Genomic DNA, 13,513 nt, shown 5'->3' with positions numbered 1-13,513 from the left:
TCGCGGCAATGGCTTGCCGTGGAACGGATACAAATCGTCTATTTTCGGTGACCCGTTGGCGACAAAAGCGCAAACGTCGCTCGCTTCCTGGCTGCATGTGCGCATTAACGCATCGCCGCAGCACGCTCCTTGACCACCTCCATCGCCTTCGCCCGCCCCTCACTCCACCGCTGCGCCACCCGATACGCGACAAGCGACCCGGCCACGGCAAGCAGCATCGGCACGAGGCTGTCGTGATCCGCGCGGGTGAACTCGAGCAGCAGCACGACCGCCGTGATCGGCATCTGCATCGACGCGGCGAGAAACGCGGTTGCACCGACGAGCGCGCAGGCGCCGATCGACGCACCCGGCCACACGAGGCTCCACAGCCCGCCGAGCACGACGCCGAGCAGCGCGCCGTTCGCGAGGCCCGGCGTCAGCAGGCCGCCTTCCGCGCCGGCCCGCAGGCTGCCGGCCTCGATCAGCACCTTCAGCACGAGCAGCGCAGCGGCGAGGCCGATCGTCAGCGTGCCGTCGAAACCCAGCGACGCCGGGCCCTTGCCGTTGCCGAGCAGTTGCGGCAAACGCATCGCGAGCACGCCGATCACCGCGAAGTTGAGCAGCGCGAGCACGGGCAGCCGCCCGTCCTTCGGCGCGTTCGCCCGGGCGCGCGTCGTGAGCCGCACGAAACCATATGCGGCGAAGCCGAACAGCGGCCCGCAGACGATCGACCATGTCACCAGCGGCGTGCTCAGCACGAACGGCGGCACCGTGTACTGGTGTTCGTTGCCGAGGCCGATCCACGCAACGGCCGCCGCGATCGCCGACGTCGCGACCGCCACGACCAGCGCACGCAGTTCGAACGTGCCGAGCAGCACTTCGAGCACGAAGATCGCGCCGCCGAGCGGCACGTTATAGACAGCCGCGAGGCCCGCGCCCGCACCGCACGCGACCATCAGCCGGCAATCGTCGGGGGTGAGCCGCGCACGATGTGCAAGCTGCCCCGCCAGCATCGATCCGATCTCGCGCGGAGCGACTTCGCGGCCGAGCGGCGAGCCGAGCGCGACGGTGACGATCTGCAGCAGCGCGTGAATCGTCGTGCTGACGACCGGCATCCGCGGATCGGCCGCGCGCACCGCGCGGCGGATGCTGACGAGCGGCCGGCCATACCGGTACAGCGCCCACCAGCCGCCGCCGGCGACGATCCCGCAAACGATCAGCACCGCGAGCCGGCGCAGCGGATCGGCACCGGTCACGCCGGTGAGGAAGCTCTCGGTGCCGATCACGTGCGCGATGCTGTAGCCGAACGCGACGTGCTGGATCGCATGCAGCAGCAGCGCGAGCAGCATGCCGCCGAGACCCGCGCCGGCGCCGGTCAGGATCGTGACGACGGCCATGCGCGCGAACGGGCTGGCGGCCGGCGAAGGGGATGCGGGAGCGGACGGGAGATCGGGGCGCATGGGGTTCGCGAATTGGATCGAAAAAGACGGCGCGCAACACGCACGCCGTCGTCAGGTCCGCATCGTAGGCCGGCGACAATCATGAGACAAACGTATTTTTCGAATCGACTCATGTATTTAATGAATACACGAAGACCGGCGGGTCGAGACAGCCCGAAGTTCACCGCCCGCTTCAATGCGGATACGTGATGCGTGCCGGTTCACGCCGCGGGATCGCCTTCCCGTTGCGGCGAATTCGTGAGAACGGCCGCGTGCTTCGAGCCGGCAGGTCGCGCGATCCGGTTGACGAGCCTGGATGAAGCGCGTCGACGCGTGCACGCGTCCGCGTTTGAACGCGAGTGCTGCCGGTCGTGGGCGTAGGCTCAGGCGAGCCACTCTCCGCGCGCCAGTCGCACCGATCCACCGCCGCGCCACGCCCCGCTCATGTTGCAACGACGCGACAGCACGCCCGCGACGGACGGATACCGCCCGCGTGCGACCGTGCAAAAACCACTACCGTCACGCGCGCGCGGCGCGTCGTGTCAGTTTTGTGAACGACTCTTGCCCGATCCGGAAAGGTGCGCTCGCGGCCCCCGGCGGCCTTGCGCGCGGGTTGCGTTCCTATACTTGCGCCGAACTTTTGTTCCCCTCCCACACGCAGGAGCCTCACTTGAAAAAAACCCTCGTCGCCGGCGCATGCACCGCCACGCTGTTCGCCCCGCTCGCTCACGCACAGAGCTCGGTCACGCTGTACGGCCTGATCGATGCCGGCATCGTCTACACCAACAACGCCAACGGCGCGTCGCTGTGGCGCCTGAACAGCGGCACCGTCAACGGCAGCCGCCTCGGGTTTCGCGGCACCGAGGATCTCGGCGGCGGCCTGAAGGCGCTGTTCGTGCTCGAGAACGGCTTCAACGTGAACAACGGCGGGCTCGGGCAGGACGGCAAGCTGTTCGGCCGCCACGCGTACGTCGGCCTGAGCCAGAGCGGCTATGGCACGCTGACGCTCGGCCGCCAGTACGACACGATGGTCGATTTCGTCGCGCCGCTGTCCGCCACGGCCGGCGACCTCGGTGACACGAGCTTCGCGCATCCGTTCGACAACGACAACCTGAACCACTCGCTGCGCATCAACAACGCGGTCAAGTACACGAGCGAGACGTATGCGGGCTTCAAGGTCGGCGCGATGTACGCGTTCTCGAACGCGACCAGCTTCGGCGCGAACCGCGCATACAGCGTCGCGGCGAGCTACACGAACGGCCCGCTGAAGCTGGCCGGCGCGTACCTGCAGATGAACGGCACGAAAGGCTCGACGAGCGCGAGCCCGGGCGCGACCGACGCGGCCGAAGCGAAGAGCCTGAACCAGGGCGGCTGGTCGATCGGCTCGGACCGCATGCGTTCGTACGGCGGCGGCATCAGCTACGGGTTCGGCCCGGCCACCGTCGGCTTCGTCTATACGCGCTCGCAGTACGACAACACGGGCTCGTTCGGCTCGACCGGCCAGGTCGCGTTCAACAACTACGACGTGAACGTGCGCTATGCGGTGACGCCGGCCGTCAGCCTCGGCGCGGCCTACGTGTACACGGACGCCACCGTGTCGAACCCCGACAGCAGGCACGGCACCGATCCGAAGTGGCATCAGGTCGACCTGCAGGCCGTCTACAAGCTGTCGCGCCGCACGGACGTCTACGCGGAAGCGATGTATCAGCACGCATCGGGCCGCGGCTACCAGGCGTTCATCGACGGCTCGGGCGGCGCATCGAGCACCGCGAACCAGATCGTCGGCACGATCGGCATGCGCACGCGCTTCTGATCGACGCGATGCATCGCTGCCCGTCGCTCACGCACCTGCGTTCGCATGCGGGTTCGTTCGCGGCGGGCGGCGCATCAATGTTGTTCCATCTGGAAGGCAGCCTGCCTGGAATCGGGGTTTTTACGCGCTCGGGCGCTGCGTAGACTGCCAGCGAAGGTCGGGGGCACGCATCGCGCGTCGCGCCGGCCACCTACCCCGTACCCAGGAGAACCTCGTGAAATCGCTCGTCGTTACCGCCGCCGCTGCCGTCCTGCTCGCTGCACCGGCCCTGTCGTTCGCCCAGTCGGCAAAGTCGCCCGTCACGCGCGCGCAAGTGCTGCAGGAGTTGATCGACCTCGAATCGGTCGGCTACAACCCGGCGCGCGGCGAATCCATCAACTATCCGGACGACATCCTCGCGGCACAGGAGCGGCTCCACGAAAAGCGCCTCGCGCAACAGAAGGCCGCGCACGCCGCATACGGCCCTGCCGGCGAGCCGGCAACGGAATCGGGCGCGGCGGCAAAGCCCGCGCTGTAACGTCATGACGATGCGCCGCGCCCACGGGGACGATGTACCGTGGGCGCGGCGCGTCGCGTTGGCGTGATTGGCGAAATTCGCGTGAAGAGAAGCAGCCGACTGAAGAGAAGAAGCCGGCGATACGGCGATGCGCCGATATGCGTCGGCCGCTCAGGCGGCCTGCGGTTCGCGGTCGATCGCGTTCAGCATCTCGACGTCGCGCGCGATCATCCCCGGCACCTGGGCACGCAGCATCTCGACCCACGTCCGCACCTTCGCATCGACGAAGCGGCGCGACGGATACAGCGCGTACACGTTCATCTTCTGCAGGATGTGCGCGGGCAGCACGCGCACGAGCGTGCCGTCGCGCAGCGCGTCGATCGCCGAGTAAAGCGGCAGCATGCCGATCCCGATGCCGTCGCGAATCGCGAGCGCCAGCGATTCAGCCGTATTGGTCTGCACCGGCCCCGCGACGTGGATCTGCTCGACGCCCTCGGGCCCTTCGAGCACCCATTCGTGCGTCGGGAACGCCGGCGTGCACAGCGTCAGGCACGCGTGCGCGGCGAGATCCTGCGGACGGGCCGGCGCGCCGTGGCGTTTCACGTAGTCGGGCGACGCGCACAGGATGCTGAAGGTCGAGCCGAGCAGGTGCGACACGAGTTCCGAATCGGGAAGCGACGACGCGGTCACGACGGCCATGTCGCTCGTCCCGTCGAACAGGTCGGGCATGCGCTGCGACAGCGACAGCTCGATCGACACGTCCGGAAACTGCGCGTGATAGCGCGTCAGTGCGGGCAATACATAGTGATGGCCGACGCTCGCGAAGCTGTGCATGCGCAGCACGCCGGCCGGCCGTTCGTGCGCGCAGCTCGCCTCTTCTTCCGCGCGATCGACGTCGGCGAGGATCTGGCGGCAGCGCCGCAGATAGCTTTCGCCGGCCGACGTGAGCGCGAGACGGCGCGTCGAACGATTCATCAGACGGGTACGCAGGCGCGCCTCGAGCTCCGACACCGCGCGCGACATCGCACCCGTCGTTGAATTCAGCGATTGCGCGGCGGCAGTGAAACTGCCCGTCTCGACGACACGCGAAAACACCCGCATGTTTTGTAGGGTATCCATTCCTGTGAGCAACCTGTAGCGGAGCCGCTATTTTCCTCCACTGGATGCGACAGATTGTTACTCCGGCTGCAACTATCGTTTCCCGGCAGCTGCGTTAATGCGCGCGCGCCGCGCTCCTACAATCGGCGCCTCATCAGTCGAACGGACCCGTTCGGACGTGCCGTGCACCTCGCCGGCCCCGTACCGGCCCCCTCTTTTCATGAAGCCACAACCTGCGATCGAGCGACCTTCCATCGAACCGGCACGATGGAGGACATGGCTCGATCCACTCGGCGACGCGGCACGCGACTGGGCCGCGAGCGACGGGCTGATCTGGCTGCACCTCGCGAAAACCGTGTTCGCGGCGCTGCTTGCGATGGGCATCGCAATGCGCCTGGAGATGTCGCAGCCACGCACCGCGATGACGACCGTGTTCGTGCTGATGCAGCCGCTGTCGGGAATGGTGTTCGCGAAGAGTTTCTACCGCGTGCTCGGCACGGCAGCCGGACTCGTCGCGGCGCTCGCGCTCGGCGGGCTGTTCGCGCAGCAGCCCGAGCTGTACATGGCCGGCATCACGCTGTGGATCGGCAGCTGCATCGCGCTCGCGGTGCGCAACCGCCACTTCCGCTGGTACGGCTTCGTGCTCGCCGGCTATACGGCCGCGCTGATCGGCCTGCCGGCCGTGATGACGCCGCAGACGCTGTTTCAGTCCGCGCTCACGCGCGCCGCGGAAGTCGCGCTCGGCATCGCCTGCTCGGGCGCGGTCAGCGCGCTGATCCTGCCGCTCAGCTCCGCGAAGGCGCTGATGCGCTCGCTGGGCACCCGCCATGCGACGTTCGCGGCGTTCACGGCCGGCGCACTCGCGGGCGACGTCGCGCGCGGCGATTTCGAGCGGCGCTTCGCGGATTTCGTCGACGACATCGTCGGCTTCGAGGCCAATCGCGCGTTCGCGTCGTTCGAGGATCCGCACATTCGCGCGCGCAGCCGCCGGCTCGCGCGGCTGAACAGCGAGTTCATGAACGCGTGCACGCGGCTGCATGCGCTGCACCAGCTCGTCAAGCGGCTGCGCGCGAACGGCTCGGACGCGGTGCTCGATGCGCTCGCGCCGCATGTCGATGCGCTCGCGCAGCGTTTCGCCGCGCTGCGCGACGAGCGGCAACGCGGCATCGCGCCGGCCGCCGGTGCACTGCTCGATCTGCGCCGCTTCCACAGCGCGTTGCCGAAAGCCGCGCGCGCCTCGCGGCGAAACATCGAGGAACATGCGCCCGGCGGCCTGCTCGACTTCGATACCGCGATCGAGCTGCTGTACCGCTTCATCGGCGAATACCTCGGCTACGCCGACACCTATGCGTCGCTCGATCAGGACGACCATGCGTTCGAGCGCTCGGTCACGCATTACGCGGTGAAGACCAATACGTTTTTCGTCGGCTTCGCGTTCCTGCGCACGGTCGTCGCCGTCGGTGCGATGAGCGTGTTCTGGATCGCCTCCGAATGGCCAAGCGGCCCGCTTGCCGTGACCGCCACCGCGATCGCGTGCGCGCTCAGCTCGACGTCGCCACGTGCGCCGAAGTTCGTGGCGCAGATGAGCGCCGGCGCGGCATTCGCGACCGCCGTCGGCTACCTGTTCCTGTGCTACGTGTATCCGAACATCGACGGCTTTCCGCTGCTGTGCGCGGCGCTCGCGCCGGTGCTCGGCGTCGGCGCGTTTCTCGCGATGCGGCCGGGACTGTCCGGCTACGGGATCGGCTTCGCGGTGTTCTTCTGCCTGCTCGCGGGCCCCGACAACGCGATCGCGTATACGCCCGAGGTGCTGATCAACAACGGCCTGGCCGTCGTCATCGCGATGCTCGCGTGCTCGCTCGTGTTCGCGGTCGTGTTCCCGACTCACATGCCGTGGCTCACGGGCCGCATCGCGCACGACCTGCGCCGCCAGGTCACGCTGGCGTGCGACGGCGCGCCGGACGGCCTCGCGCAGCGTTTCCAGTCGAGCACGCACGACCTGATGGCGCAACTGCGCACGCTGCTCGTGCGGCGCACGCGGCAGCATCGCGACGCGCTGCGCTGGATGCTGTCGACGCTCGAAGTCGGCCACGCGGTGATCGACCTGCGCGACGAAATGAACGCGTTCCGCGCATCGAAACCGCCGCAGACGCTGCGCTGGACCGGCTCGATCGACGCGGTGCTGCACGAGCTGCCGCGCTTCTTCGACGATCCGACGCCCGGCCATCACGCACGCACGCTGAAATCGGTGAATCTCGCGATCCGCGCCGCGCAGCACGCGCTGCAGGCGTGGTATGCGGTGCCCAACGAACGGCATCGCATGCAGCGCATCGTCGGCTGCCTGCACTTCATGCGCAGCGCGCTGCTGGACAAGGACGCGCCGTTCAACCGGCATCGCCATTGATGCCATCGATGCCCGTGACGATCGGTGCGTGCGCAACGGGATCCTTGTTCCGGATGGAAATATGCTCTACAGGCGCGGTGATTAATCTTTAAGCAGTGCGAGCCTATAGTTTCCTCACTGCCAGCGAGACTGGCACTCACCCAGGAGAAACCGAAATGAAGCCGCTGCACCTCGCCCTCGTTGCCCTGTCGCTCACCGCTGCTGTCGCTCACGCACAGCCGGCACCGGCAGACGCCGCACAGCAACAGGCGAACCGCGTCGAAACCGTGAAGGCCGCCGGCCGCGTCGATCGTACGCAATCGAAGCAGGAAGACCCGAACGCCTGCGTCGGCCCCGTCAGCTTCTGCAACATCTACTTCGGCAGCTGAGCATGACGCCGCGTCGTCACGGCCAGGCCCGCACCGCCCGCATGACCTGCGCGGGCGAGCGGCGGCCCGGCCGATCGCGGCCCGGCCGATCGCCGCATCGCCGCTCCACCCCACGCCGCTTCGATTGAAGCGGCGCATGCCGTTTCAGGCGCCGCGCCCCGGCCGCCAGCCCACCTCGCGCAACGCATCCAGCAAGCGCGCCTGCCCCAGCCCTTCGACCCGCGCACCGCGCGACTCGACGTCGCCGCCCGCGACGAGCGCGTTCACGATCGCTTCCTCCACCGCTTCCGCCGCCGCGACGAACAGCGCGGAAATATGGTCGTTGTTGACCATCTTCACGCCGGTGGTCGGCGCCCCCTTGCTGCCGTAGTTCGCCGCCGGCAGGCCGTCGTTGCCCGTTGCGAACGCAAGGAAGATGTCGCCGCTCGAATCCTCGGTGCCGCCGCCGACCCGCGCGAGCCCGACGCTGGCACGCTGCGCGAGCCGCGTGCATTGGTGGGGCAGCAACGGCGCGTCGGTCGCGATCGTCACGACGATCGAGCCCATCCCGGCCTCGCCCTGGGCGTCCGGCGCACGGAACGGCGAAGGCACGTGCCGCAGCACTTCGCCGACCGGATAGCCGGCCACGCGCAGCATCTCGCGCACGCCGTAGTTCGCCTGGACGAGCGCGCCGACGGTCCAGCCGCCCGCATCGGCCGCGAGCACGCGCGACGCGGTGCCGATGCCGCCCTTGAACTCGTGGCAGATCATGCCCGTGCCGCCGCCCACGCCGCCTTCGGCAACCGGCCCCGTCTGCGCGGCGGCCAGCGCGCGCTGCACATGCGCGGCGCTCACGTGCTGCCCCCAGATGTCGTTCAGCAGGCCGTCATAGGTTTCCATCACGACCGGCATGCACCAGTACACGCGGCCCGCCGCCGCTTCGCGTTCGTTCGCGACGAGTGCATCGCGCACCGCGCCGACGCTGTGCGTGTTCGTATAGGCGATCGGCGTGGTGAGCAGCCCGGCTTCGCGGATCCATTCGAGCCCTGTTGCATCGCCGTTGCCGTTCAGCACGTGCACGCCCGCGAAACAGGGCGAATCGTGCGCGGCGCCCGCGCGCGGCTCGATGACGGTGACGCCGGTGCGGATCGATGCGTCGCCGTTCTCCTCGTTCAGCGTGCAATGTCCGACCCGCACGCCCGGAACGTCCGTGATCGCGTTGAAGCGGCCCGGTGTGCCGAGTCCGATGCGGATGCCGAGATCCCTCGTGCGCATGATGCAGTTCCTCCAGTCTTTCAGTGGTTCGGTATATCGGTGTTGCATGGTGTCGATCCGTCGCTCAGAGCGCGCGGAATGCCTCGCTGTGTCGCGCCCACACCCCGTACATCACGAGTGCGGCGACCAGCAGCCCTCCGATGATGATCAGGTCGGTCGGTTTCGTGGCTGTGGCCAGCGTCGTGTAGAGCGTGTACGCGGCGCCCGCCACCGCGACGAGCGGCGTCACGGGCCACAACGGCATCCGGTAATGATGCTCGACGTCGCGGCGCACGAACCGGCTCGCGAGCGCCGCCAGCCCGACGACCAGGTAGATCAGCAGCAGCAGGTCGACCGTGAACGCGGTCAGCTCGTCGAGGCTCGACACGAACACGAGCCCCGCCGACGGCACCGCCAGCGCGATCGTCGCGAGCCACGGCGATTCGAGACGCGGGTGGATCGTCGAGAAGGCACGGTTGCAGGTGCGCGACCAGAGCGCGTGCCGGCCGCTGCTATACAGCAGCCGGCCCATCGTGATCACGATCGCGATGATCGCGTTGAACACCGACAGGAAGATCCCGCCGCTGACCACGCGCGACACCGCCGGGTTGCTGAGCGAACGCACGACATAGCCGATCGGGTCGGCACTCTTAGTCAGCTCGGTCAGCGACGGCGCGCCGAGCACGATCGCGGTGAGCGGAATCAGTTCGACGACGAGGATCACGAGCAGCGAGTAGATCACCGCCTTCGCGACGTTGCGGTTGCCGCCGCGCAGGTCTTCCGCGAGATACGCGGCCGATCCGAAGCCGTTGTAGCAGAAGATCGCCGTGCCGATCGCCGGAACGATCGCGGCCAGCGTCGCGGGCACGAGCGCGTTGCCGCTCGCGACGACCGGCGCGACCAGCGCGTCGGCGCCGCGATGCGGGGAACCGAAGCCGAGGCCCGCGATCAGCATCAGCACGCCGATCTCGACCACCAGGAACGCACCCGTGATCCACGCGTTCGTCTTGATGTTCAGCATGCCGAGCACGTAGCTGAGCAGCACGATCGTCAACGCGACCGACTGGTTGCTGAAGTGCGTGCCGAGCGCATTGTTCAGGTAAGGCGCGGCGCCGCTCGCGAGCACGGCCGGGATGAACACGCTGACGGACAGCACCGTGATGAAGGTCAGGTAGCCGGGCAGCGTGCCGAACACGCGCTTGGCCATCACGTACTCGCCGCCCGCGCTGCGGTGCGCGGCGCTGAGTTCCGCGTAGCAGAGCGCGAACGCGAGCGCGAGCACGCCGCCGAGCACGAACGACAACACGGCGCCGCTGCCGGCCTGCTGGATCGCGAACGGCGCGATCACGAAGATCGAGCTGGCCGGGGTCACGCCCGATACGGTGATCATCACCGCATCGCGCACGCTGAGCGTCTGCGACAGCGCGCGCGGCGCGTCCTCCGTTGCAGGCGCCGCTTGCAGCGTGCCCGTCGATTCCGACATCATCGCCATTTCGTTTCTCCTGTTCCGCGCTTTTTTGAACGCCCATACTCGGGCCCGACTGATTGCGTGGCAGTCTAGGAAGCCAATTTCAGGACTGCTATTCCCCCTTCGTGTTACGCCCTTCCGGTGGTGGTATGGATCGTCTCTTTTCCGAAATCGCGATGCACCAGGCGCTCGGCCGCGCAATCGATCATCTCGGCCAGCCGCGCTTCTGGCGCTTCCTGGTGCTGCTGCTCAATGAAATGGTGCCGTTTGACAACGCGCTCGCGACCGCGATCGGCCCCGACGGGGTGCCGCTCGTGCTCGAGGAATACGACACGGGCGGCACCGATGCCGCGTCGCCCGTGCCGCTCTACCTGAACGGCGTGTATCTGCTCGACCCGTTCCTGCAGGCCGCGCACGACGGGCTCGCCGACGGCTGTTACCGGCTCGAGGAAGTCGCGCCCGACCTGTTCCGGCAGAGCGAGTATTTCCTCAGCTATTTCCGCGACGCGGTGGGCGACGACGAGATCCAGATCCTCGTGCGGCCGAGCGCCGACATGCTGCTGTCGCTGTCGCTCGGCGCGGGCACGCGTTTCGACGTCGAGCCGCTCGGCAAGCTGACGGCCGCGATGCCGTGGGTGCTCGCGGCGATCCGGCAGCACTGGCGGCTGGTGGGCGACGCGGCACGCGCGACGCCCGACGCCGATCTCGGCGCGCGGGTCGAGCAGGCACTCGCCCGCTTCGGCGCGGGCGTGCTGACCGACCGCGAGATGTCGATCGCGAGAATGGTGCTGCGCGGCAACTCGTCGAAGGCGATCGCCGAGCGGCTCGCGATTTCGCCGGAAACGGTGAAGGTGCATCGGCGGCACCTGTACGCGAAGCTCGGGATTTCTTCGCAGCCCGAGCTGTTCTCGCGCTTCATCCAGGCGCTGGGGGAAGACGCGGCCGGATGACCGCGCCGATCCGGACGGATGGCAACCGGCGGTCTTCACGTTCCTGCCGGAACCCGGCGCCACGGCGGGGAATGCCGGCGGCGCAGCGTCCGACATGCGAGATTCAATGGAACGAACGGTTCTTTTTCGTATGCGTTGCCGCGGCGGCGCTGAGCGGCCTGCTGTTGCTGTTGCTGCTGCTGTTGCGACCGAAGGACAGGCAAGCGGCGAACGTCGAGCCGCCACCGGCTGCGCGATAGCCGGCGCGCGAACGCCGCGCGATGCCGCTCACCCGGTTTTCGGGCAGCGGCACACGCATGCGCGGCTCCCCGCTACCGCCACTTCGCGCCGAGTTGCGCGAGCCCGGCGTTCCGGAGATCGTCCGGCAACATCACCACGCGGAACTCGCAGTCGGCATTCAGCATCAGGAACCACGGCTCCGCGAGCGCGGGGATCTGCGACGGGTCATCCACGTTGACGATCGCGACCGCCCCGCGCCCGCCACCCTGCTCCGTGAAATACACGGCCTCCGGCTTGACCGCTTCGAGTATTCGCGAGATCACGTCGCCGACGCTGCCGTCCCGCACCAGCGTGTTGAACGGCTCGTGTGGGATTCGTATGTTGAGAAGCATGCGCATGACCATCCTCCTTGGGCGCCACCCGGCCTGGGCCCTTCAAGCATAGGTGCTGCGCGATGCCGCGCCAGTGGCGCCGAAAACGATTGCCGGCACGCCTTCACATTCCGACGATTCGACGACACCGCATCGCGCGCACGGTGTGCGCTCGCGCGATGCCGGCCCCGTCGAATCGGCCGCTCATGCCCCCGTCATTCGGAGACCGTATCGGCCGCCAGCCCGGTCGGCGCGATCGCCAGATGCAACGCCTGCCGCGGTCGCAGCGTCACGTTCAGCACCGCGCGCGGCGGCGCCATGCCGGGCGGCACCGACAACACGTAGCGCTGCAGGACCATGGCGGCCACGACCGTCATCTCGGTCATCGCCAGATGCTGCCCGAGGCACACGCGCGGGCCCGTGCCGAACGGCATCCAGGCGCCGCGCGGCAGCGCCGGCGCATCGTCGGCGAAGCGTTCGGGGCGGAACGTATCGGGCTCGGGGAACCATCGAGGATCGCGCTGCATCAGTTGCAGCGGCAGCATGAACAGCGTGCGCGCGGGAAACTGCCACGCGCCCAGCGCGATCGGCCGCGCTGCGCGACGGCTGATCAGGATCGGCGCGGACGGGTACAGGCGCAGCGTTTCGTCGAGCGTCTGCGACAGGTAACGCAACGACGTGCGCGTCTCCGAGGACGGCGCACGACCGCCCAGCACGCGAGACACCTCGTCGCGCGCGGCGGCTTGCACGGCCGGATTCGCGGCCATGCACCATGCCCACCAAGTCAGCGCCCCGGCGGTCGTCTCGTGGCCGGCCAGGAACGCCGTCACGCATTCGTCGTGCACGGCCCGCAGCGGCCATTTCCGCGCATCGGCCCGATGCAGCCGCAACAGGCGTGACAGCAGATCGTCGGGCCAGGTACGCTCGGGCCGGTCGAGGCGCGCATGCAGCTGCCGGTCGATCACCCCTTTCAGCACCGCCATCGCGCGTGCCGTGCGGCGCTTCCACGGCACCCAGCTCGGCGTGCTCACCGGCTGGTAAAACGCCGCGTTCGCCGCGGCGCTCACCACGCGCACCGCCTCTTCGGCCGCGCGCGCATCGCCGCCGATCGTATCGGAGAACATCGTGCGCATGATCACGTCCATCGCCAGCGACGTCAGCGCGCTTTCGATCGGCCACTCCGGATCATGCGCGGGCCATTGCGCGAGCGCATGACCGGCCGTCGCCGCGATCGCCGGAACGAACGCCTGAACCGGCTTCGGCATGAAGCCGGGCTGCAGCGCTTGCCGCTTGTCGCGCCACGCATCGCCCTCGGCGACCAGCACGCTTTGGCCGTGGACCTCCGCGAAGACGCGGATGGCGCGCTCCCAGCGCCCGAGCGCATCGTGGTGCGTGACCAGCAGCTCGCGCACGAGCGCCGGATCGGTCACGACCACGGCATGCTCGGGCCACACGCGCAAGTGCACGACGTCGCCATACGTGCGCTGCCAGTCGCCAAGCGCGCCGATCAGGTCGCGCGACATCGTGCGCAGCAACCCCCAACCCGTCAGGCCGGCGGGCGGCCCCGGCGGCCATACGCCGGGCGGGTGAAGCACGGGCGCCGCCGCAGCGGTGCCCGCGTGGAATGGACATTGGGAAGAGGATCGTGTGTTCATGTGCCGGATTCTCCGCATCG

At 68.4% G+C, this 13,513-nt stretch carries 12 protein-coding genes; 5 read left to right on the top strand and 7 right to left on the bottom strand.

Translation table 11 applies throughout. The annotated features are described in order from the left end of the window. Positions 1-104 precede the first annotated feature (104 nt). On the bottom strand, positions 105-1,439 hold the full coding sequence (locus tag AB3K92_RS15080; RefSeq protein WP_369465346.1) for a chloride channel protein: 1,335 nt from the start codon (positions 1,437-1,439) through the stop codon (positions 105-107). A gap of 649 nt (positions 1,440-2,088) precedes the next feature. On the opposite strand from AB3K92_RS15080, the gene AB3K92_RS15075 reads away from it, so the two are divergent. Both AB3K92_RS15075 and AB3K92_RS15070 read left to right on the top strand, forming a co-directional pair. Beyond that, positions 2,089-3,231 (top strand): porin, encoded by a 1,143-nt coding sequence (locus AB3K92_RS15075; RefSeq protein WP_059650757.1) that lies wholly within the window; start codon positions 2,089-2,091, stop codon positions 3,229-3,231. Positions 3,232-3,445: 214 nt separating this feature from the next. After that, entirely contained in the window at positions 3,446-3,748 is a 303-nt protein-coding gene (locus AB3K92_RS15070) for a DUF4148 domain-containing protein (RefSeq protein WP_021159193.1), read from the top strand. Between the two features lie 150 nt (positions 3,749-3,898). Here AB3K92_RS15070 and AB3K92_RS15065 read toward each other — a convergent pair whose 3' ends face one another. Beyond that, on the bottom strand, positions 3,899-4,846 hold the full coding sequence (locus AB3K92_RS15065) for a LysR family transcriptional regulator (RefSeq protein ID WP_027791525.1): 948 nt from the start codon (positions 4,844-4,846) through the stop codon (positions 3,899-3,901). Positions 4,847-5,045: 199 nt separating this feature from the next. Here AB3K92_RS15065 and AB3K92_RS15060 point away from each other — a divergent pair, with 199 nt between their 5' ends. Then, positions 5,046-7,229, top strand: coding sequence for an FUSC family protein (locus AB3K92_RS15060; protein ID WP_369465345.1), 2,184 nt, complete (start codon positions 5,046-5,048; stop codon positions 7,227-7,229). A gap of 155 nt (positions 7,230-7,384) precedes the next feature. Next, on the top strand, positions 7,385-7,597 hold the full coding sequence (locus AB3K92_RS15055; protein ID WP_048023078.1) for a hypothetical protein: 213 nt from the start codon (positions 7,385-7,387) through the stop codon (positions 7,595-7,597). Positions 7,598-7,741: 144 nt separating this feature from the next. On the opposite strand, the gene AB3K92_RS15050 is transcribed toward AB3K92_RS15055, so the two are convergent. Together AB3K92_RS15050 and AB3K92_RS15045 are read right to left on the bottom strand one after the other, a co-directional pair. Further along, complete coding sequence (locus AB3K92_RS15050; protein WP_042974866.1) at positions 7,742-8,851, bottom strand: P1 family peptidase; 1,110 nt, start codon at positions 8,849-8,851, stop codon at positions 7,742-7,744. 64 nt (positions 8,852-8,915) lie between these two features. Then, positions 8,916-10,322, bottom strand: a complete 1,407-nt coding sequence (locus AB3K92_RS15045) for an APC family permease (RefSeq protein WP_059853679.1) — start codon at positions 10,320-10,322, stop codon at positions 8,916-8,918. Positions 10,323-10,447: 125 nt separating this feature from the next. Here AB3K92_RS15045 and AB3K92_RS15040 point away from each other — a divergent pair, with 125 nt between their 5' ends. After that, positions 10,448-11,248 (top strand): helix-turn-helix transcriptional regulator, encoded by an 801-nt coding sequence (locus AB3K92_RS15040; RefSeq protein ID WP_048023079.1) that lies wholly within the window; start codon positions 10,448-10,450, stop codon positions 11,246-11,248. 103 nt (positions 11,249-11,351) lie between these two features. Here AB3K92_RS15040 and AB3K92_RS15035 read toward each other — a convergent pair whose 3' ends face one another. From AB3K92_RS15035 to AB3K92_RS15025, 3 genes are all read right to left on the bottom strand, one after another. Next, the gene (locus AB3K92_RS15035; protein ID WP_059676968.1) at positions 11,352-11,546 is read right to left on the bottom strand and encodes a hypothetical protein; all 195 of its coding nucleotides are present in this window, start codon (positions 11,544-11,546) and stop codon (positions 11,352-11,354) included. A 13-nt stretch (positions 11,547-11,559) separates the two neighbouring features. Further along, complete coding sequence (locus tag AB3K92_RS15030; RefSeq protein ID WP_021159202.1) at positions 11,560-11,865, bottom strand: Panthothenate synthetase; 306 nt, start codon at positions 11,863-11,865, stop codon at positions 11,560-11,562. A gap of 188 nt (positions 11,866-12,053) precedes the next feature. Then, a complete protein-coding gene (locus tag AB3K92_RS15025; RefSeq protein WP_048023170.1) occupies positions 12,054-13,493 on the bottom strand; it encodes a cytochrome P450 in 1,440 nt (479 codons plus the stop codon). Between the last annotated feature and the right edge of the window lie 20 nt (positions 13,494-13,513).

The organism is Burkholderia sp. Bmkn7, assembly GCF_041103175.1.
Taxonomy (GTDB): domain Bacteria; phylum Pseudomonadota; class Gammaproteobacteria; order Burkholderiales; family Burkholderiaceae; genus Burkholderia; species Burkholderia cepacia.
This window is presented reverse-complemented; position numbering and strand designations above follow the sequence as displayed.